22 protein-coding genes and 1 pseudogene are annotated in these 18,698 nt (G+C 54.9%); 11 read left to right on the top strand and 12 right to left on the bottom strand.

Translation table 11 applies throughout. The features are described 5' to 3' along the window. Positions 1-290: 290 nt before the first annotated feature. The gene (locus tag RCCS2_RS16580) at positions 291-605 is read left to right on the top strand and encodes a hypothetical protein (protein WP_008236395.1); all 315 of its coding nucleotides are present in this window, start codon (positions 291-293) and stop codon (positions 603-605) included. A 63-nt stretch (positions 606-668) separates the two neighbouring features. Then, entirely contained in the window at positions 669-1,661 is a 993-nt protein-coding gene (locus RCCS2_RS16575) for a TraB/GumN family protein (RefSeq protein WP_008236393.1), read from the top strand. Positions 1,662-1,668: 7 nt separating this feature from the next. On the opposite strand, the gene RCCS2_RS16570 is transcribed toward RCCS2_RS16575, so the two are convergent. Beyond that, a complete protein-coding gene (locus RCCS2_RS16570) occupies positions 1,669-2,319 on the bottom strand; it encodes a DUF2161 domain-containing phosphodiesterase (protein WP_008236390.1) in 651 nt (216 codons plus the stop codon). Between the two features lie 81 nt (positions 2,320-2,400). Then, entirely contained in the window at positions 2,401-2,583 is a 183-nt protein-coding gene (locus tag RCCS2_RS18475; protein WP_008236388.1) for a hypothetical protein, read from the bottom strand. 297 nt (positions 2,584-2,880) lie between these two features. On the opposite strand from RCCS2_RS18475, the gene RCCS2_RS16560 reads away from it, so the two are divergent. The 6 genes from RCCS2_RS16560 (at position 2,881) to RCCS2_RS16535 (ending at position 7,843) form a co-directional block, all read left to right on the top strand. Beyond that, complete coding sequence (locus tag RCCS2_RS16560) at positions 2,881-3,798, top strand: manganese-dependent inorganic pyrophosphatase (protein ID WP_037294462.1); 918 nt, start codon at positions 2,881-2,883, stop codon at positions 3,796-3,798. Between the two features lie 96 nt (positions 3,799-3,894). Then, positions 3,895-4,770 (top strand): TIGR01459 family HAD-type hydrolase, encoded by an 876-nt coding sequence (locus RCCS2_RS16555; RefSeq protein ID WP_008236374.1) that lies wholly within the window; start codon positions 3,895-3,897, stop codon positions 4,768-4,770. Positions 4,771-4,860: 90 nt separating this feature from the next. Further along, positions 4,861-5,304, top strand: a complete 444-nt coding sequence (locus RCCS2_RS16550) for a MaoC family dehydratase (protein WP_008236373.1) — start codon at positions 4,861-4,863, stop codon at positions 5,302-5,304. A gap of 93 nt (positions 5,305-5,397) precedes the next feature. After that, positions 5,398-6,339, top strand: coding sequence for a bifunctional riboflavin kinase/FAD synthetase (locus tag RCCS2_RS16545; protein WP_008236372.1), 942 nt, complete (start codon positions 5,398-5,400; stop codon positions 6,337-6,339). After that, a complete protein-coding gene (locus tag RCCS2_RS16540; protein ID WP_008236371.1) occupies positions 6,329-6,796 on the top strand; it encodes a YcgN family cysteine cluster protein in 468 nt (155 codons plus the stop codon). The genes RCCS2_RS16545 and RCCS2_RS16540 overlap by 11 nt, the downstream gene beginning before the upstream one ends. Further along, complete coding sequence (locus tag RCCS2_RS16535; protein WP_008236370.1) at positions 6,797-7,843, top strand: threonine aldolase family protein; 1,047 nt, start codon at positions 6,797-6,799, stop codon at positions 7,841-7,843. On the opposite strand, the gene RCCS2_RS16530 is transcribed toward RCCS2_RS16535, so the two are convergent. Beyond that, positions 7,812-8,597, bottom strand: a complete 786-nt coding sequence (locus RCCS2_RS16530) for an alpha/beta fold hydrolase (RefSeq protein ID WP_008236368.1) — start codon at positions 8,595-8,597, stop codon at positions 7,812-7,814. The genes RCCS2_RS16535 and RCCS2_RS16530 overlap by 32 nt on opposite strands. Then, entirely contained in the window at positions 8,597-9,193 is a 597-nt protein-coding gene (locus RCCS2_RS16525) for a 2-hydroxychromene-2-carboxylate isomerase (RefSeq protein WP_037294434.1), read from the bottom strand. Before RCCS2_RS16525 ends, RCCS2_RS16530 begins: the two co-directional genes overlap by 1 nt. A gap of 120 nt (positions 9,194-9,313) precedes the next feature. Here RCCS2_RS16525 and RCCS2_RS16520 point away from each other — a divergent pair, with 120 nt between their 5' ends. Continuing rightward, positions 9,314-10,333, top strand: coding sequence for a ribose-phosphate pyrophosphokinase (locus RCCS2_RS16520; protein ID WP_037294433.1), 1,020 nt, complete (start codon positions 9,314-9,316; stop codon positions 10,331-10,333). Between the two features lie 3 nt (positions 10,334-10,336). Here the strand turns inward: RCCS2_RS16520 and RCCS2_RS16515 are convergent, their stop codons facing one another. Further along, positions 10,337-10,687 carry an H-type lectin domain-containing protein gene (locus tag RCCS2_RS16515; RefSeq protein ID WP_008236358.1) on the bottom strand — a complete coding sequence of 117 codons (351 nt, stop codon included), beginning with the start codon at positions 10,685-10,687 and terminating at the stop codon, positions 10,337-10,339. Between the two features lie 98 nt (positions 10,688-10,785). On the opposite strand from RCCS2_RS16515, the gene RCCS2_RS16510 reads away from it, so the two are divergent. Further along, positions 10,786-11,526 (top strand): hypothetical protein, encoded by a 741-nt coding sequence (locus tag RCCS2_RS16510; RefSeq protein ID WP_156788600.1) that lies wholly within the window; start codon positions 10,786-10,788, stop codon positions 11,524-11,526. Between the two features lie 176 nt (positions 11,527-11,702). Here the strand turns inward: RCCS2_RS16510 and RCCS2_RS16505 are convergent, their stop codons facing one another. The 7 genes and pseudogenes from RCCS2_RS16505 to RCCS2_RS16475 all read right to left on the bottom strand — a co-directional run bounded on the left by RCCS2_RS16505 (position 11,703) and on the right by RCCS2_RS16475 (position 18,096). Beyond that, complete coding sequence (locus RCCS2_RS16505; RefSeq protein ID WP_008236355.1) at positions 11,703-12,203, bottom strand: hypothetical protein; 501 nt, start codon at positions 12,201-12,203, stop codon at positions 11,703-11,705. 333 nt (positions 12,204-12,536) lie between these two features. After that, on the bottom strand, positions 12,537-12,962 hold the full coding sequence (locus tag RCCS2_RS16500; RefSeq protein ID WP_008236353.1) for a F0F1 ATP synthase subunit epsilon: 426 nt from the start codon (positions 12,960-12,962) through the stop codon (positions 12,537-12,539). A gap of 9 nt (positions 12,963-12,971) precedes the next feature. After that, on the bottom strand, positions 12,972-14,396 hold the full coding sequence (gene atpD, locus RCCS2_RS16495) for a F0F1 ATP synthase subunit beta (protein WP_008236352.1): 1,425 nt from the start codon (positions 14,394-14,396) through the stop codon (positions 12,972-12,974). Between the two features lie 18 nt (positions 14,397-14,414). Further along, positions 14,415-15,286 (bottom strand): annotated as a pseudogene (locus RCCS2_RS16490) (F0F1 ATP synthase subunit gamma). A gap of 25 nt (positions 15,287-15,311) precedes the next feature. Further along, positions 15,312-16,847: a F0F1 ATP synthase subunit alpha gene (atpA, locus tag RCCS2_RS16485; protein WP_008236349.1), complete on the bottom strand. Its 1,536-nt coding sequence runs from the start codon at positions 16,845-16,847 to the stop codon at positions 15,312-15,314. Then, positions 16,848-17,408, bottom strand: coding sequence for a F0F1 ATP synthase subunit delta (locus RCCS2_RS16480; RefSeq protein ID WP_008236348.1), 561 nt, complete (start codon positions 17,406-17,408; stop codon positions 16,848-16,850). A gap of 334 nt (positions 17,409-17,742) precedes the next feature. Next, positions 17,743-18,096: a DUF2793 domain-containing protein gene (locus RCCS2_RS16475; protein ID WP_008236347.1), complete on the bottom strand. Its 354-nt coding sequence runs from the start codon at positions 18,094-18,096 to the stop codon at positions 17,743-17,745. A 154-nt stretch (positions 18,097-18,250) separates the two neighbouring features. On the opposite strand from RCCS2_RS16475, the gene RCCS2_RS16470 reads away from it, so the two are divergent. Then, positions 18,251-18,698, top strand: a 448-nt coding sequence (locus RCCS2_RS16470) for a GDP-mannose 4,6-dehydratase (RefSeq protein ID WP_008236346.1), incomplete at its 3' end; no start/stop codon positions are given.

Here is an 18,698-nt window from a genome sequence, read left to right as displayed (position 1 = left end):
GATTTTGCTGGTTGCTGGCTAACCTGAACCGGTTTTGCGGTCCCTTACTGCAAAGCATGGACACCGGCAGGCAATGCCAGAACTCTGCCGAAATCGAACACTCTAAAAAATTTCCCTTGGGTCAATCACAACCCTTGGGTTACACCGCATCCATTCGATCCCGAATCAAGGAGACTGCAATGATCAGAAAGGTTCTCAATCCCCGCTGGTGGTAACCACCGCATTGCAGTGCTGTTGCGCCTGTGGGCGCATCGCAATTTTCTCTAAAAGATTAAAGATCGGATACATCCATGCATCCCCCGTTTTACACGGTCGATCACAAGATCGGCCCCGATATTCATCACCATAGTGACACAAAACCTGTCACCCGGCGCAGCCTGCCCGAAAGGTTGTCATTGCGGCCAAGCGCGACTGGTTGGCCACCAGTGCCCTTGTCATCAGGGGCATTTATCGACAATGGCGCGCTGCAATTGCCAAGCGGCGCCATGCTGCCACCGCAGGCCGCCTTGCGGATTGTACCACCGCCGCAACGCACGTGGCGTCACATGATCGGTCGGATGCTGATCCGGGCTGGGCAACGTATGATCATGGAAAACCGCGTCTGAGGGAATTGACCCTCGGCGCGGAACCCTTACCTGTAGTGTGCATAACCAAACAAGGGATGGCGCATGTTTTTTCGATCTGTCGCAACCGCTTTTTTTGCTTTCACGGCGCTGCCTGCCGCCGCAGCCTGCGTCGGTGAAAGCTATCTGGACCGCATGACGCCAGACCAGCAGGCGCAATTGTCGGCTGCTGTCGAAGGTATGCCTTATGCAGAAGGCCTGACCTGGACCGCAACCAAAGAAGACGCGTCGATCACCGTGGTCGGCACCATGCATATCTATGACCCAAGGCTTGAAGATTTGCGCGCAGATCTGGCTGACACCATCGCATCTGCTGATCTGGTCATGCTAGAGGCCACACCCAAGGAAGAGGCAGAGCTGCAAAACCTGATCGCGACTGATCCCAGCCGCTTGTTTATCGTTGATGGCCCCACCCTGCCAGATTTACTGGATGAAGACACATGGCAAATGATCGCCGCTGCCGCCAGCGAACGGGGCATCCCGTCATTCATGGCGGCGAAAATGCAGCCCTGGTATCTGTCACTGACCCTTGCGGTGCCATCCTGCGCGATGTCCGATATGCTGGCGGGTGTGCGTGGCTTGGACCACATGATTATTGAAGATGCAGAGGCGGCAGGCGTGCCGATGCAAGCGGTCGAACCCTACACCACACTGTTTGATCTGTTCAAAGACGACAGTTTTGACGAACAGGTCGATATGCTGCGCGTCAATATGCTGGTTCCTGAACTGCAAGAACAGATGTTCGTTGCCATGCTTGATCGCTATTTCGCGGAAGACATCGGGCGGCTTTGGGAAATGTCACGCATCGCCATGTCTGATGTCCCTGATCTGGACCCGGCCGAGGCCACGACGATGTTTGACGAAATGGAAGAATCGCTACTGAATACCCGAAACAGAAACTGGATTCCGGTGATTACAGAAGCCTCTGAAACCTTTGACGACATTGTCGTCGCGGTTGGCGCAGGGCACCTGATTGGTGAAGAAGGCGTTTTGCAACTGTTGGAAAATGAAGGTTGGGCAATCTCGCGCCTGAATTAGGACCGGATCAAACATCGCCGTAATCGTCCAGCCCCTTGCGCCCCACGTCGGTCAAATCATAGACGCCACGCGACACCCGGTTGAACCAACCATAATGGTCAGCCGCCATGATTTGCGTGGCTTGCGGCACCTCGGCCCATTCCTTGACCTTGGCCCCTTTTGACGGCCCATGCACCGCCAAGAACCGCGCGCAACGCAACGCATCTTGCCGATACCCCGTGATAATCCCATGCCGGGTGGCACCCCCGTCGTTGGGATCGCCCTGCAACCGTTCAAACGCGCGTAAAAGCCTTGTCTTTTTCTTTTTCGATTGCCGCGCCGCATATGGCCCCGGATCGGCCAGCACCTCGATATGCCCGTCGCGCAGGCGCACGGTCATGACCCCCAGCCCGGCGCGGCGGGCCAGTTTCACATTTGCCTTAAGCGCCTTTGCCTTTCCGCCTGACGGCACGGCCAGATAAACATGATCAGTGGTCAAAAGCCGCTCTACCCCTTGATGAAACAGCGCCAACGAAAACCCCAATTTGAGTTCAACAATAACCAGATCATCACCCCGGCGCCCGACAACGTCGGCGGCACCCACCTCGCCTTTCACGTCATAGCCTTGCCGTTGCAGGTAAGCTTTGATGGGGGGATACAGATCGGCTTCGCGCGGCATCAGGTGTCCTTTCCGGCGCAGCCAAATGGAAAACCCCTGCGATGACAAGCCCCGCCACGCGTAGCAGCGGGGCCCTTTTTGCTATCTGCCACCCAATCGTCCGGGAAACTTGGGCGGACGTCGATCAAACCGTTTGTCGCGGGTTACACCCTGCGGCGCGCGCGGCGGTGTACCTTTGGGGTCAGGGCGTGCAGCGCGGCGGTTTTTTGGTGTGGGCATAGGGTTCAAACCCGGCTTGCGGGGTTTTGGTGTTTTGCGGGGCATCTTGTGCACCTCTCGTCTGAAAGTGGTCATCGGGCCAAACGGCCCAGCGGTTCGCCAAAACGGCGTTACGGCGCCATGTCCATTGTCAGGGTGTCCTTCTATCGGAATACGTGCGGGCCTTTGCCCGAGGTCAAAGCGAGCGGGTTAAACTTGCTTGTCCATTGTCAGCGTCCTCCTGTTGAGTGTGGTTAGGATAACGCCCGCCACCGCACCCGTCAAACCGACAGGATGGGGTGACACTCTGCCCGCGCGCTTCTATATACAGGCGAACATTTGATCCCATGGAAAGTGATGCACATGACAACGCGCGTATTTGGCCACAAATCCCCTGACACCGATAGCACCGGATCCCCCTTGATCTGGGAATGGTTCCTGAACCACACCGGGATCGACGCAAAGGCAGCCCTGCTGGGTGAGCCGAACACCGAAGCGGCGTTTGTTGCCAAGCGTTGGGGCTTTGACCTGCCAGAGATTATCAAAGGTGTTGAGGACGACCAGTCCTGCGTCATCGTTGATACAAATAACCCGGCTGAATTGCCTGCCAATATCAACAACGCGGATGTGCTGGCTGTTATTGATCACCACATGCTGGTCGGTGGGCTAGAGACGAAAAAACCGATCAACATCACGATCCGCCCTTTGGCATGTACTGCCACGATCATGCACCAGATGATGGGCGATCACGCCAGCGAAATGCCCGAAGGCGTCAAAGGCCTGATGCTGTCCTGCATCCTGTCCGACACCCTTGCCTTCCGTTCGCCCACAACAACCGAAATCGACAAGGACGTGGCCGAAGCACTGGCCAAAGACCTGAGTATTGATATTGAGAAATATGCGGGCGAGATGTTTGAAGCGAAATCCGATGTCTCTGCTTTCTCTGACGCGGACCTGCTGCGCATGGACAGCAAGGAATACGCCGTCGATGGTAAAAAATTCCGCGTTTCGGTGCTGGAAACCACAGCCCCGCAAATCGTGTTGGACCGCAAAGAATCTTTGATGAAGGAAATGCCAAAAGTCGCAAAGGCCGACAAAGTGGATGAAGTCCTGCTTTTCGTCGTCGACATCATCAAGGAAGAAGCCACGATGCTGATCCCCAATGACATGGTGAAAACCGTGGCCGAGAAATCCTTTGACGCGAAAGTTGAAGGCGACAGCGTGGTTCTGCCCGGCGTCATGAGCCGCAAAAAGCAGATCATCCCCGCGCTCAAGGTTTGACGCCACTAAGTTCCGGGCCCTCTAGGTTGCACATGCGTATGTACAGCTTGTGTACAAGCTGTGTACGCAAATCATACCGTTCATAAAGGTTAACACATGACCCAGATTATCGACCAATTCGCCGACATCTCGGGTCAGTATGACGCCGCTTTCGTGGACCTGTGGGGCTGTATGCATAACGGGATCGAGGCGCTGCCAGATGCCGTGACAGCCATGCAAAAATACCGCGCGGCAGGTGGCGTTGTGGTGCTTGTCACCAATTCCCCCCGTCCGTGGGATAGCGTCGCGCGTCAGATCAACGACTTGGGTGTGCCAGATGATGCGTGGGACGCGATTGCGACCTCTGGCGACAGCGCGCGCGCGGCGATGTTTCGGGGCATAGTTGGTGAAAAGATTTGGTTCATGGGGGAAAGTCCACGTGATGATGACTTCTTCAAGCCTTTGAAAATCATTGATGATCCAGTGAATATTCAGAAGGTGCCGTTGGAAGAGGCCGAAGGGATCGTTTGTTGCGGCCCCTTTGATCCGCTGGCGGATGTGGACGTCAACCGCCCTGAATTCCTCTATGCGAAAACCAAAGGGCTGAAACTGCTGTGTGCCAACCCCGATATCATCGTGGACCGCGGCGAAGTACGTGAATGGTGCGCTGGTGCATTGGCCGCGCTTTATACGGAAATGGGCGGCGAAAGCCTTTATTTCGGCAAACCGCACCCGCCGATCTATGACCTCGCGCGCCGCAGGCTCGCTGCATTAACACATGCGCCATCTGATCCGCGTATAGTGGCCATCGGGGATGGCATCGGCACCGATATTCTGGGTGGATTGCAGGAAGATATCGACACGCTGTTTATTTCCGGCGGTTTGGCGGCAAAGGAAACGAAAACGGACCGCGATCCTGACCCTGATGCGTTGAAGGCGTATTTGGATGGCGAACAAACAAGCGCGACCTACACAATAGGGCAGTTGCGCTAGAGGAATCACTTGATTTTTCTGCATCCGCGAAGTAATAAAATTTCAATATAGGTGTAATACCTGAACTTTTGTTATCTTACGGAGCTTGATATGTTGGACAACGCACCCCGCGGGACGATTTGTATCGAAGATATCGAAATCGGCATGACCCGATCGCTGCGTAAGGTAATCACCGACCGCGATATTGAGATGTTTTCCGAAGTGTCCACTGACAGAAACCCGGTGCATCTGGATGAAGATTACGCGCAAGACACCATCTTTGGTGGGCGCATCGCACATGGGATGCTGACCGCTGGTTTGGTCAGTGCGGTGATTGGCGAACAACTGCCCGGGCATGGCACGGTCTATCTGGGCCAAAGCCTGAAATTTCTGGCCCCGGTGCGCCCCGGCGACATGGTTCTGGCCGAAGTTGAAGTGACCGAAATTGATCATTCCAAACGCCGTGTGACGATGAATACACGCTGTCTGGTGAACAACAAAAAGGTGCTGGTCGGTGATGCAACCGTCCTCGCACCTTCGCGGAAATTCGACTAGCGCTTATCAAGCCTGCGGCTTTCTGCGCGAAGAGGCCCGTAAGGGCTGATAAGCGGCGCTTGCACGGGCTTGCGCCGTCCGTTACCCAAAGCCATGCACATCATACGTGACACTATTTATATCGATCCTGCCGACCGTGGCGCTGCTGCAGCGATTGGCAATTTCGATGGTGTGCATATTGGGCATCAAGCGGTTATTGACCTGACACGCAAGGCCGCGAAAGCCGTGAATGCGCCCTTGGGGATCATGACGTTTGAACCACACCCCCGCAGCTATTTTTCGCGTGATCCCAACCCTTTCCGCCTGATGAACGCCGAGGCCCGCGCCAATCGGTTGGCCAAGCTTGGTGTCGAAAAACTGTATGAGGTGCCATTCAACGAAGCCCTCGCCGGCCTGTCCCCACGCGCATTTGCGCAGACGATTATTGCCGATCAGCTAGGCCTGAAACACGTCGTGGTCGGTGCAGATTTCTGTTTCGGCAAAGGGCGCGCCGGAACTGTGGACGACTTGCAAACCTTTGGTACTGAAATGGGCTTTGGCGTGACCATCGCACCGATTGTGGCGATTGATACCGCGAACGTGTCTTCCACCGCGATCCGGCAAGCCTTGACCGATGGCAAACCGCGTGATGCGGCTGCCATGCTGGGCCACTGGCACCGGATTGAAGGCGAGGTTATTCGCGGTGATCAGCGCGGGCGCGATCTGGGCTATCCCACCGCCAATATGTCGATCATGGATCTGCATCCGCCGAAGTTTGGCGTTTATGCGGTGAAGGTGGATATGCTGGATGGACCCCACAAAGGCACCTATGATGGCGCGGCTTCTATCGGCGTGCGTCCGATGTTTGGGGAAAACATACCCAATTGCGAGACGTTTATTTTTGATTTCAAGGGTGATCTTTATGGATCGACACTGTCGGTTGCATTGGTTGATTTCCTGCGACCAGAGCTAAAGTTCGGCGACCTCGATGCGCTGATCACGCAAATGGACGCAGATTGCGTTTCCGCCAAAGAAATCCTTGCCGATGTCCGCTGACATCCCCCGCGACGGGCTGGCCCCGCGGTTCTGGGAAACCAAACCGATGGCAAAACTGAACCAGCAAGAATGGGAAGCGTTGTGTGATGGCTGTGGCAAATGCTGCCTGAACAAGCTGGAGGATGACGACGGCACCGTCGCCTTGACCCGTATCGCCTGCCGCCTGTTGGACGGCGACAGTTGTTTGTGTAGCAACTATGCCAACCGGCATCGCTATGTGCCAGAATGCATCGTGCTAAGCCCCAAGACAATCGAGGACAATCTGTATTGGCTGCCGCTGACCTGTGGCTACCGTCTGGTGTATGAGGGCCGCCCGCTTTATGACTGGCACCCCCTAATCTCGGGTGATCCGGCGTCGGTGCATCAGGCAGGCGTGTCCGTGAAAGGCATGACGATCCCCGAAACCAATGTCGATGAAGACGACTGGGACGACCATATTATCGAGGAGCCACTTTAGATGTATTTTGCTTCGGATAACGCAGGCCCCGCCCACCCCAAAGTGATGGAGGCCATGGTCGCCGCCAATGAAGGCTACGCCATGGGCTATGGCGCGGACCCGATTATGGACGCCGTGCGCGCGCAGGTGCGCGAGGTGTTTGAGGCCCCAGAGGCCGCCGTTTATCTGGTGATCAACGGCACCGCTGCGAATTCGGTCTTATTGTCAGCCATGACGAAACCGTGGGAAACCGTCTTTTGTACCGACTGCGCACATATCCACGAAGATGAATGCAATGCGCCAGAGTTCTATACCGGGGCCAAGCTGACGCTTGTGCCAACCGCAGACGGAAAGATGACAGCAGATGATCTGCGCGCAAAAATCATCGGCGAGGAAAACCGAGGTGTGCATGGCCCCCAGCGTGGCCCCGTTTCAATCACGCAGGTGACCGAAAAAGGTACGATCTATACGCTGGATGAAATCGGCGCGCTGACCGCCACCGCGCAAGAGTTTGGCATGCAAACCCATCTGGATGGTGCGCGGTTTACCAACGCGTTGGTGGCACTGGGATGTTCCGCAGCTGACATGACGTGGAAAGCAGGCGTTGATACGGTCAGTTTTGGCGGCACCAAAAACGGCCTGTTGGGTGTCGAGGCCTGTGTGATCTTTAACCCCGATATCGCGTGGGAATTTGAGCTGCGGCGCAAGCGGGGTGGCCATTTGCTGTCAAAGCACCGTTATCTGTCAGCGCAGATGCAAGCCTATCTGACCGACAACCTTTGGCTGGATATGGCGCGGGCGGCCAATGCGCGTTGCATGCAATTGGCGGATGGGCTGCGTCAGCACAATACGGCCAAGATGCTGTTTGAACCGCAAGCCAATATGATCTTTTTTGAGATACCGCGGAGTGAGCATAAACGGATGCTGGATGCAGGTGCCGTTTACTATGTGATGAATGGTGATCCCGCGGTCGGCGACCCTGATGCGCGGTTGACCGGGCGGCTGGTCTGCGATTGGTCAATGACCGAAAGTGGCGTTAGCCAGTTTCTTGATCTGCTGCACGGATAATCGCCGCGACATCATCGGTATGGGTGATTGGCACCATATGGGCCGCACCAGCGATCACATGATCGGTGGCGTTAGGGATGCGCTTTAACAGCGTGTCATGGATAGCCTTGATTACCGGTTGGGTATTTGCACCACGGATCAGTGTCACTGGGATATCCAATGCGCCAAGCCGCTTTGCTGATGTGATCTTGGCGGCATCTTCTTCGATGGCACCACCGCCCGCGACAATCAGATGTATGCGTTGGGTCAGCTTTGCCTGCATGCGCGCAGGAATATCCGCCCAAGGTGTGGCACCCCACAGATCGTTGAAGATTGCAGCGGCGCGTTCCTCGTCCCCCGTCAGCATGGCGCCAACAAAAGGGCGAAAGGATTTGGCGTGTGCGGCATGTTCAGGCGTACCTTTTGCAGCGGCAAAATAGACCGGTTCGATCAGCGTCAAACGGTTCACGAAATCGGGACGTTCAACCGCCAACCGCAATGCGGCCGTGCCGCCAAAGGAATGCCCGATCACATGAGTGGGACCATCACAGCAAGCGGCGGCGGCATCCACCACTAGCGTCTGATAGTCATGCTTTCCGTCCCAATCATCACTGCGCCCATGCCCCGGTATGTCGATCAACGTCACTTTTCCATCCATCGCGTCTGCCAATGGCAGCAAGGCGTCATGCCGCGACAAGGCACAGTGGATCATTACGGCGGGCGCACCTGCGCCCACCGTGACTGCATGCACATGATGACCGGAAACGTCAGGCACTAAAGCGTGCCAGACAGATACGCATCCAGATCGTCAATCCGGTCTTCACCCCAAAAGCGTTCATCTGTGTCAGTGATGAAGAAAGGCGCGCCAAAGGCCCCGGCATTGATCGCATCCTCTAGGTTTTTGCCGAAGGTTTCGGCGCTGGTCAGCATGTCCTTGTCAGCCAGCGCGGGATCAAACCCGCATTTTTCCAGACAATCGCGCACGACGTCGTCCTGGCTGATGTCGCGTTCCTCTGCCCAGCAGGCAGCGCCAAATGCTTTCACCAGTTCCGCGACGTCTGCGCCGGTGTTCTGCGCAGCGATGATCGCATAAGCAGATGGCGCGCCATTGGTTGGCCAGAACATCGGTTTCAGGTTCAGCGGCATACCCAGCCCTTTGGATCGGCGCGCCATGTCTTGCAGGCGGTATTCCTGCCGGTTGGGGTGGCGATCCTTGGGCGGCGTGCCACCCGTGCGCCCGAACAGCGCCATGATATCAAGCGGCTTATAGGTGATCGTGGCCCCATGTTTTTGCGCAATTTCGGCCGGGCGTGTCCCGCTCAGGTAGGTGAACGGTGACAGAGTGGCGAAGTAATAGTCGATATGGGGCATTTTGCGGCTCCTTTGCGCGCTGAATTCTTTGCGGAACGGTAAGCTTGTGCTACCCGGTGTCAACGCCACGAATCTGTTACATCTGCGTAGCAGCACCCTTCTGCCAAAGGACACCACCCCATGCCCACAATGATCGAGCCAAAGCTGATTTCCGGTAACGCCAATCAGCCGCTTGCCAAATCAATCGCGCGTCGCATGTCGATGCATCGTGGCATGGAAGTGGGGCTATGCGACACCCGTGTGGAACGGTTCAACGATGGTGAAATTTTCGTCGAGGTTTATGAAAACGTGCGCGGCGAAGATATGTTCATCGTCCAACCAACATCAAACCCTGCCAACGACAACTTGATGGAACTGCTGATTATCGCGGATGCCCTGCGTCGTTCCTCTGCTGCGCGCATCACGGCGGTCATTCCGTATTTTGGCTATGCCCGCCAAGATCGCAGGTCAAAGGCCCGCACGCCGATCACGGCCAAGCTGGTGTCGAATATGATCGTAGAAGCCGGCATTGAACGCGTTTTGACCCTGGATTTGCATGCAACGCAAATTCAGGGTTTTTTCGATATTCCGGTGGATAACCTTTATGCCTCGCCGATTTATGCACTTGATGCGATGCATAATTTCCGGGGCAAAATGGATGATGTCATGGTCGTATCCCCCGACGTGGGCGGCGTGGCCCGTGCCCGTGATCTGGCGCAGCGGATTGGTGCGCCCCTGTCCATCGTTGATAAACGCCGTGGGAAACCCGGCGAAGTGGCTGAGATGACAGTGATTGGTGACGTGAAAGACAAGGTTTGCGTGATCGTGGATGACATCGTGGATACGGCTGGCACATTGTGCAAAGCGGCTGAGGTGCTGATGGAAAATGGTGCGAAAGAGGTGCACTCCTACATTACGCACGGCGTGCTGTCCGGCCCTGCCGTGGACCGCGTATCAAAATCCGTGATGAAAAGCCTTGTGATTACCGACACCATCCAAGCGACTGAAGCTGTGAAAGCCTGCAAGAACATCCGTATCGTGCCGACCGCACCGATGTTCGCGCAAGCCATTCTGAACACATGGAACGGCACGTCTGTTTCGTCACTGTTTGATCACAAGACGCTGGGACCGATTTATGAAGGGCTTTATGCCGCCGAATAGGCGCTAGTAAAGTTCCCATCCATCGTCTTGGGGAAGTTCCCCAAAGGACGTCCAAGCAACGCGGACCCGCGCCACCTGCGTATCGGACCACGTGCGAAAGACGATTGTGAAACCTGCCTCGGTGATATCTTCGGCCTGCACATCGGCGCGGATGTTGGTGTTGTTTGAAATGTCCCACATCGACATAGATACCTGCACATGCGGCGGTGTCGCGTAGGTTTGCGCAAAACGAACTGTGGCCCGTGACTGGCGTGGGCCTTCGCCACGCCACATCTGTCCGTCATCCTCAAAATCAGAGAACAGCACCACATCGCCGTGGTCTATACCTACCGTGCCACTCTGAAACCGACGCATCTTCTATCCAACGTTTCCTTAACCCATAATAACACTTGGTTAATGAATCACTGATAACTCAACCTGAACGATTTTTAAATGTTAGGTGAGTTGGCGTCGTGAAACATCCCGTAGTTCGATCCTTGGCAATTTCTGCGTTGATCCTCGCACTTTCGGCTTGTGGCGGTGGAGGTGGCACTTCAGCAGCACAGGATACCGGAGGCGGCGATGATAGTGACGATGATGATACCGGCGGCGGTGACACAGGTGGGGGTGACCCGCCAACAAGCCCGTTCACACGACCGACCGAGGCGCAGGCGCTTTACTTTGTGACCCAAATGCCAGCTGAATTTCAAGGCGTGAAGGATAACTACAACAACGGCGGATTTACCCCTTTTACCGATCTGCCCGCGGCGACCACCGTCACTTACGAAGGCTTCATGGAACTGGCCTTTTTCACCACACCCAATGCCAATATTACGAGCCAGACATCGGTTTCGGTAAACATGCAAACGGGCGCAACCAACGGTACCGCGTCAGAGTTCATGGGCTGGGTCATCAACCCCGCAACCGGCCTGGAAGAACTGGCCGTTTATGAAGGCGATGTTGTGATGTCTGGTGGTAACATTTTTGCGGGTAGCATTGGCCAGACCCAATACAACATGCAAGTCAACGGCGCGCTAGATAACGGTGAACAGAATTTCACTGTAGATGGGCAATTAGATGGTTTGATTTACGGACCAGCCGCAGAAGGGGTCTATGTGGCGGGCAGCGACTTTGGAACCAATAGCAATCTGGACTTTACCGTGGATGGGCAAGGCGTTTCTGGTACTGCCGCACTTTGGGGGCTGGAAGACTAGTCACAGGAATCACCTTATAAAAAGTTCCAGATGACTAAACCAGCAAAACGGATTTTCTGCATTCCTAAGGATGCGAGGCTATTTGCCCAAATTCCATGGTCGGCGCCACTTACACACACACCAAGACGACCGCAAATTGCGGCCGCCTTTTTTTAATTCAACGCCTTAATACATATTCAAATAGGATCATCGTTCAGCGCAATACCACCAACTAGTACCGCGTCATCCGTATTTCCGGCAAATGCTGCCGTAATCCCGTCTTGACCTATGACACCAGCAATGTTCGCATTAACACCACCGTAGGTAGCCGTACCGCCCATGTCAGTATCCGTAAAAGTTCCGTTGATTTCCAACGTACCATCCGTCCCGACACCGCTTCCAACGACAGTCCCTGAAAACGCATTCGCAGTAAGAGTGATCGATCCACTATCACCATCGATCTGAAAACCGCCATCTGTGCGTTCGCCGATATCAAGATTGAAACTACCAGAATAATTCACAGTACCAGCTGTGACTGCGTCGCCATGATTGACATCTGGGTTCACTCCTGCAACCCCGAAGACCTCGTTCGTGCCATCCAGTATACCTATTTCCGTGCTGATATTGTTGACCTGTCCGCCTGTGGAGCCACCGTCAAATTCGACCCCGGAAAAGCCACCGCCAACATCAGGCGTCATAAGTTGAGAAGAAAAAGTCACATCCGAGTCTGGATGTATTTGGACCGGAACTCGAACCACAAGCAGCTAACAGGACGATCGCAAAAGTCGAAACAATCTGAGTTTGGTATTGCATTGGTAGATCCTTTTCTGTGCCCCCATGCAGCGGTATATGAGCCAAAAAAAACGGTAACAATAATATGATTTGGAATGAGCGTTTTTGCGCCGGTTTATACTGAAGTAAATCTTTGAATTTTCACAAATAAATACATGATACTGAAGTTAGAGTTATCTTACGTTTCGCAACAAAAAGGCCCCACAAAAGTGAGGCCTTTTGTATTCTGTTTTGCCAGTTTAGTTCTTGGCTGTCAGACCAATATGCCCGCCAATTGCAACCATATCTGACAACAGCTTTGCTGCATCATCTACAGGGCCGGGTTCGTTCTTGAAGGTCTCTTGCGCGCGCCCATAAGCGGCTTTCGCATCTTCGACCATCTGGTCATAGACCTCTTGCGTGACCTCATCACGTGGCAACGCCTGTTCGGCCAAAACCGATACGCTTGCCGCTGTAATCTCGGCAAAGCCGCCGGACACCACATAGGCATCAGACCCGCCGCCATGCACCACGGTCAAAATACCGGGGCGCAATGTTGTGATGGTGGGGGCATGGTCAGCCATGGCTGTCATGTCGCCGTCTGCGCCGGGGATCTGAACCTCGGACGCCTCGACCGACGCCAAGCGGCGTTCGGGCGAGACCAGATCGAATTGTAGGTTTGCCATCTTGGCTCCTTACGCCGCGTCTGCGGCCATTTTTTCGGCTTTTGCTTTTACTTCTTCGATGCCGCCAACCATGTAGAAGGCACCTTCGGGGAAGTGATCGTATTCGCCTGCGACAACAGCCTTGAACGACGCGATTGTGTCTTCCAATGGCACCTGAACACCGGGCGAACCAGTGAACACCTGTGCCACGTCAAACGGCTGGGACAGGAAGCGTTCGATCTTACGCGCACGAGCAACTGTCAGTTTGTCTTCTTCTGACAGTTCGTCCATGCCCAGAATGGCGATGATATCCTGCAAGGATTTGTAACGCTGCAACATCTGCTGCACGTCGGCGGCAACGGCATAATGCTCTTCCCCAACAATCGCTGGGTCCAGCAGACGCGATGTGGAATCCAATGGGTCAACGGCAGGATAGATACCCTTTTCCGAAATCGCACGGTTCAGAACGGTTGTCGCGTCCAAGTGCGCAAACGACGTCGCTGGCGCGGGGTCAGTCAAATCATCCGCAGGCACGTAGATCGCCTGAACGGATGTGATCGAGCCGTTCTTTGTGGATGTAATGCGTTCCTGCATCTGGCCCATGTCAGTGGCCAATGTTGGCTGATAGCCCACCGCGGATGGGATACGACCCAAAAGCGCCGACACCTCGGAACCCGCTTGTGTAAAGCGGAAGATGTTATCGACGAAGAACAGAACGTCAGTACCGGACTGATCGCGGAATGATTCTGCCATGGTCAAACCAGACAGGGCCACACGCATACGCGCACCCGGTGGTTCGTTCATCTGACCATAAACCAGTGCCACTTTGGACTTGGTCAGGTCTTCGGCGTCGATAACACCGGATTCGATGAATTCGTAGTAAAGGTCATTCCCTTCACGTGTACGTTCGCCCACGCCCGCAAAAACGGAGTAACCAGAGTGCACTTTCGCGATGTTGTTGATCAGTTCCTGAATAAGAACGGTCTTACCAACACCCGCACCGCCGAAGAGGCCGATTTTACCACCCTTCGCATATGGGGCCAGCAGGTCGATGACCTTGATACCTGTCACCAGCACTTCGGATGCAGTTGACTGGGCCTCAAATGGTGGCGCTTCCGCGTGGATCGACCGGCGGTCTTTCTCACCGATCGGGCCTTTTTCATCAACGGGGTCGCCAACAACGTTCATAATGCGGCCCAGTGTGGCATCGCCCACGGGCACGGTGATTGTGGTGCCTTCGTCAGACACGTCCTGACCGCGCACCAGACCTTCGGTTGAGTCCATCGCGATGGCGCGAACGGTGTTTTCGCCAAGGTGCTGGGCCACTTCGAGCGTCAGCTCTTTGCCGTTGTTGTCTGTTGTCAGGGCGTTCAGAATTTCGGGGAGGTGATCATCGAACTGCACGTCGACGACAGCGCCGATAACCTGCGTGATCTTGCCTTTTGCGTTTGCCATAATGGTATTCTCCGGGGTCTAGAGCGCTTCCGCGCCCGAAATAATTTCAATCAGCTCGTTGGTGATCACAGCCTGACGTGAGCGGTTGTATTGAATCGTCAGCTTGTCGATCATTTCACCAGCGTTGCGTGTCGCGTTGTCCATTGCAGACATACGTGCGCCTGCTCTGACGCGGCATTTTCCAGCAAAGCGCTGAAGATCGCCGTGGCCACACCGCGCGGCAGCAGATCAGCAAGGATTTCTTCTTCGCTTGGCTCGTAGTCATAAAGCGTGACGTCAGCATCTTCTTCCTGCTCAAACTTGGCAGGAATGATTTGCTGTGCGGTCGGGTGCTGCGTGACGACGTTTTCAAAGCGGGCGAAAAAGATCGTCGCGACATCGAATTCCTCGGCATCAAAGCGGCCAAGAACATCCTTCGCGATACCTTGCGCGTCGGCGTAACCCACACGTTTCACCTCGGTGAGGTCAACATGACCGACGAAGTGATCGCTTAAGTCGCGCTTCATCGCATCACGGCCCTTCTTGCCGACAGTGATGATCTTCACTGTCTTGCCTTCAGCCAGCAGTTTTTGCGCATGCGATTTCGCCAGCTTTGCGATGTTGCCGTTAAAGCCACCGCACAGCCCGCGTTCCGCTGTCATAACGATCAAAAGCTGCACTTGGTCGCTGCCCGTACCGGACAACAATTTTGGCGCACTATCTGATCCGCCAACCGACGCGGCAAGCCCACCCATCACGGCGTTAAACCGTTCTGTGTAAGGGCGCGATGCCTCGGCTGCATCTTGGGCGCGGCGCAATTTGGCAGCCGCGACCATCTGCATGGCCTTTGTGATCTTGCGGGTCGATTTGACCGACTCGATCCGATTTTTCAGGTCCTTAAGACTTGGCAAAGCAAAGTCTCCTTTGTCTCAAAGATTAAGCGAAGTCTTTTGCGAAAGCGTCGATGGCCGCTTTGATTTTATCTTCGGCTTCACCTTTGATCTTCGGGTCTTCCTTGGTGATCATGTCCAGCACGTCAGATGCGTTTGTGCGCATATGCTTAAGCAAGCCCGCCTCAAAACGACCTACCTCTTTGACATCAACCTTATCAAGATAGCCGTGTGTACCTGCATAGATGACGCAAACGATCTCGGCGTTGGTTAGCGGCGAATACTGGGGCTGCTTCATCAGTTCGGTCAGACGCGCACCGCGGTTCAACAGTTGCTGTGTCGCAGCATCCAGATCGGACCCAAACTGCGCGAAGGCAGCCATTTCACGGTACTGTGCAAGCTCAAGCTTAACAGGGCCCGCGACCGACTTCATCGCGTTTGTCTGCGCGGCAGACCCCACACGCGACACCGACAGACCGGTGTTCACCGCAGGGCGGATACCTTGGTAGAACAATTCAGTTTCAAGGAAGATCTGACCGTCGGTGATCGAAATCACGTTGGTCGGAATAAACGCGGACACGTCACCACCTTGGGTTTCGATGATCGGCAGCGCCGTCAAAGACCCGGAACCGTTATCTTCGTTCAGTTTCGAAGACCGCTCCAACAGGCGGGAGTGAAGATAGAAAACATCACCGGGATAGGCTTCACGCCCTGGTGGGCGGCGCAGCAGCAGGGACATCTGACGATAAGACACAGCCTGCTTTGACAAATCATCATAGATGATCAGTGCGTGGCGGCCATTGTCGCGGAAATGTTCGGCCATGGCAGTTGCAGCATATGGTGCAAGGAACTGCATCGGCGCAGGGTCAGATGCGGTTGCAGCCACAACGATGGAATAGTCAATCGCACCCGATTCTTCGAGCTTTTTCACCAGTTGCGCCACGGTGGAACGCTTTTGACCAACCGCAACGTACACGCAGTACAGCTTCTGGCCTTCTTCGGTCGCCGCGTCGTTATACGACTTCTGGTTCAACATGGTATCAAGCGCCACAGCGGTTTTACCAGTCTGACGGTCACCAATGATCAATTCGCGCTGGCCACGACCGATTGGGATCATCGCATCAACCGATTTCAGACCGGTCGCCATTGGTTCATGCACCGATTTACGTGGGATGATGCCGGGGGCCTTGCTGTCAGCCACAGCGCGCTTTTTGGCGTTAATCGGGCCTTTGCCATCCAGTGGGTTGCCCAAGCCGTCAACAACGCGGCCAAGCAGTTCGTCACCGATTGGCACATCCACGATGGATTTGGTGCGCTTGACAGTGTCGCCTTCTTTGATGTCACGGTCGGAACCGAAGATAACAACACCCACGTTGTCAGCTTCAAGGTTCAGGGCCATGCCGCGGATACCACCGGGGAATTCAACCATTTCACCGGCTTGAACATTATCAAGACCGTAAACACGGGCGATACCGTCACCTACGCTCAATACGCGGCCAACTTCGGCCACTTCGGCTTCTTGACCGAAGTTTTTAATCTGGTCCTTTAGGATCGCAGAAATTTCAGACGCTTGGATCGCCATTTATCCGACCTCTTTCATTGTGTTCTGGAGTGCGTTGAGCTTGGAGGCGATCGACGTGTCGATCATCTTTGAGCCCACTTTGACAATAAGACCGCCAATGATGCTTTCATCGACGGTTTCTTTGATGGTGACAGATTTGCCCACTTGGGCTTTGAGTGTTTTGGACAGCTTTTCGGTCTGCGCCTTTGTCAGCGCCTTGGCTGTTGTGACTTCGGCAGTCACTTCGCCGCGCTCTTCGGCCAGCATATCCTGCAGCACGGCCAAAAGCTGTGGCAGCACAAACAAACGGCGCTTGCTTGCCAGCAGCGCCAAGACATTGCTTGTGGTGTCAGAGAGTTTCATTTTCTTGGCGATTGCAGTGATCGCGCCAGACTGTTCTTCACGGCTATACAGCGGTGAGGTCAATAAAGTGCGCAGATCGGCGCTTTCGGCCATCGCTGCTTCTAAAGTCGCAACATCTGATTCGAGTGCTTTGATCGCCTTGCCTTCGCGCGCAAGTTCAAAGACGGCAGTGGCATAGCGCGCGGCGATGCCTGTCGAAATACCAGCAGTTTCGGACACGTGGAGCCTTCCGATATCTTGGGCCCGGACCCGCAACACGCGTCAATGACGGGCAACGGATGGGCAACTTCTTTGGCCCTCACGGTTGCAAGAGCGGCAAAATCTTGCGCGATGTAACAGAGCCCTCTTGGTGTCGCAAGCACTCTGCGACAAGAATCCATCGCGTTGACCCGCATATGGTGCGTTCCGTGCGAATGAACAGGGATTTGGACCAAAATATCGTCTGTTTCTCGCATTATTGGCGCAAACACGAAAAAGCGCGAGGCCAAACTGACCTCGCGCTTGTTTCATATCGACCCCGATCACCAGATCGGGGGGAATCGCTGATTGCTTGTTAGACGCCTGTACCCGCCAACGTGGCCCAAGCCGCCCCGGTGAAGACTTGCAATTCCGCATCATCCTTCACCCACGCCATCCAGCCTTCGCGTGGGGTGACAAAAAGCCACCCGCCACCGCGCCATGTCGCGATATGGCCGCCGTGGCCGGACCAATCACCTGTGGGCGATGATGCCAGCGCCCAGGCCTCACCTTCGCTGGGCAATCCTGGCGGGGTTGTCGCATTGCTGGCCTCCAGCGTGAGCTGCACAATCATATCAAGCAATTCGATCGCCTCATTGTGGGTGACGTGCTTTTGCGCCTGTGCAGGCATGATAAATGGCAATGCGAGGTTTGGGGTTTGGTCTGACATGAACGTGCGCCTTCCGTTGAAAATGGGTTCGCGCGCAGTATTTCAGCCGATGTGTCAGAAAATTCTTACAGCACCGTGCGTAAGTTAACCTTAACTTAAGACCTCGCAGCGCTACTAAAGTTAACAACAGCTTTACGAGTGATGTGAGAACCAGATGCCTAAACGTGCGCTTATCACCGGGATCACCGGACAAGACGGATCTTACCTTGCCGAGCTTTTGCTTGAGAAAGGGTATGAGGTGCATGGTATCAAACGCCGGTCATCTTCGCTCAATACCGAACGGGTTGATCACCTTTATCAGGACCCACAAACCGATAACGCGCGCCTGATCCTGCATTATGGCGATTTGACCGACAGTTCGAACCTCACACGGGTTCTATCAGAAGTGCAACCTGACGAGGTTTATAATCTTGGCGCGCAAAGCCACGTCGCCGTCAGCTTTGATACCCCCGAATACACCGCCGATGTTGATGCGCTTGGCACCTTGCGGCTGTTAGAGGCGATCCGCTTTCTGAAGCTGGAAAAGAAAACGCGCTTTTATCAGGCCTCGACCTCTGAACTTTATGGGCAGGTCCAGCAAACCCCGCAAACAGAACTGACGC

The organism is Roseobacter sp. CCS2 (assembly GCF_000169435.1).
Classification (GTDB): domain Bacteria; phylum Pseudomonadota; class Alphaproteobacteria; order Rhodobacterales; family Rhodobacteraceae; genus Yoonia.
The sequence above is the reverse complement of the archived record's forward strand: the minus strand, read 5'-3'. Positions and strand labels throughout refer to the sequence as shown.

Bases quoted from the DNA above. Each gene is read 5' to 3' on its own strand.
- RCCS2_RS16570 (WP_008236390.1), bottom strand. From the start codon at position 2,319: ATGCCGCGCGAAGCCGATCTGTATCCCCCCATCAAAGCTTACCTGCAA.
- RCCS2_RS16580 (WP_008236395.1), top strand. From the start codon at position 291: ATGCATCCCCCGTTTTACACGGTCGATCACAAGATCGGCCCCGATATT.
- RCCS2_RS18475 (WP_008236388.1), bottom strand. From the start codon at position 2,583: ATGCCCCGCAAAACACCAAAACCCCGCAAGCCGGGTTTGAACCCTATG.
- RCCS2_RS16560 (WP_037294462.1), top strand. From the start codon at position 2,881: ATGACAACGCGCGTATTTGGCCACAAATCCCCTGACACCGATAGCACC.
- RCCS2_RS16550 (WP_008236373.1), top strand. From the start codon at position 4,861: ATGTTGGACAACGCACCCCGCGGGACGATTTGTATCGAAGATATCGAA.
- RCCS2_RS16515 (WP_008236358.1), bottom strand. From the start codon at position 10,687: ATGCGTCGGTTTCAGAGTGGCACGGTAGGTATAGACCACGGCGATGTG.
- RCCS2_RS16540 (WP_008236371.1), top strand. From the start codon at position 6,329: ATGTCCGCTGACATCCCCCGCGACGGGCTGGCCCCGCGGTTCTGGGAA.
- RCCS2_RS16520 (WP_037294433.1), top strand. From the start codon at position 9,314: ATGCCCACAATGATCGAGCCAAAGCTGATTTCCGGTAACGCCAATCAG.
- RCCS2_RS16525 (WP_037294434.1), bottom strand. From the start codon at position 9,193: ATGCCCCATATCGACTATTACTTCGCCACTCTGTCACCGTTCACCTAC.
- atpD (WP_008236352.1), bottom strand. From the start codon at position 14,396: ATGGCAAACGCAAAAGGCAAGATCACGCAGGTTATCGGCGCTGTCGTC.
- atpA (WP_008236349.1), bottom strand. From the start codon at position 16,847: ATGGCGATCCAAGCGTCTGAAATTTCTGCGATCCTAAAGGACCAGATT.
- RCCS2_RS16505 (WP_008236355.1), bottom strand. From the start codon at position 12,203: ATGACGCCTGATGTTGGCGGTGGCTTTTCCGGGGTCGAATTTGACGGT.
- RCCS2_RS16575 (WP_008236393.1), top strand. From the start codon at position 669: ATGTTTTTTCGATCTGTCGCAACCGCTTTTTTTGCTTTCACGGCGCTG.
- RCCS2_RS16555 (WP_008236374.1), top strand. From the start codon at position 3,895: ATGACCCAGATTATCGACCAATTCGCCGACATCTCGGGTCAGTATGAC.
- RCCS2_RS16535 (WP_008236370.1), top strand. From the start codon at position 6,797: ATGTATTTTGCTTCGGATAACGCAGGCCCCGCCCACCCCAAAGTGATG.
- RCCS2_RS16475 (WP_008236347.1), bottom strand. From the start codon at position 18,096: ATGTCAGACCAAACCCCAAACCTCGCATTGCCATTTATCATGCCTGCA.
- RCCS2_RS16545 (WP_008236372.1), top strand. From the start codon at position 5,398: ATGCACATCATACGTGACACTATTTATATCGATCCTGCCGACCGTGGC.
- RCCS2_RS16500 (WP_008236353.1), bottom strand. From the start codon at position 12,962: ATGGCAAACCTACAATTCGATCTGGTCTCGCCCGAACGCCGCTTGGCG.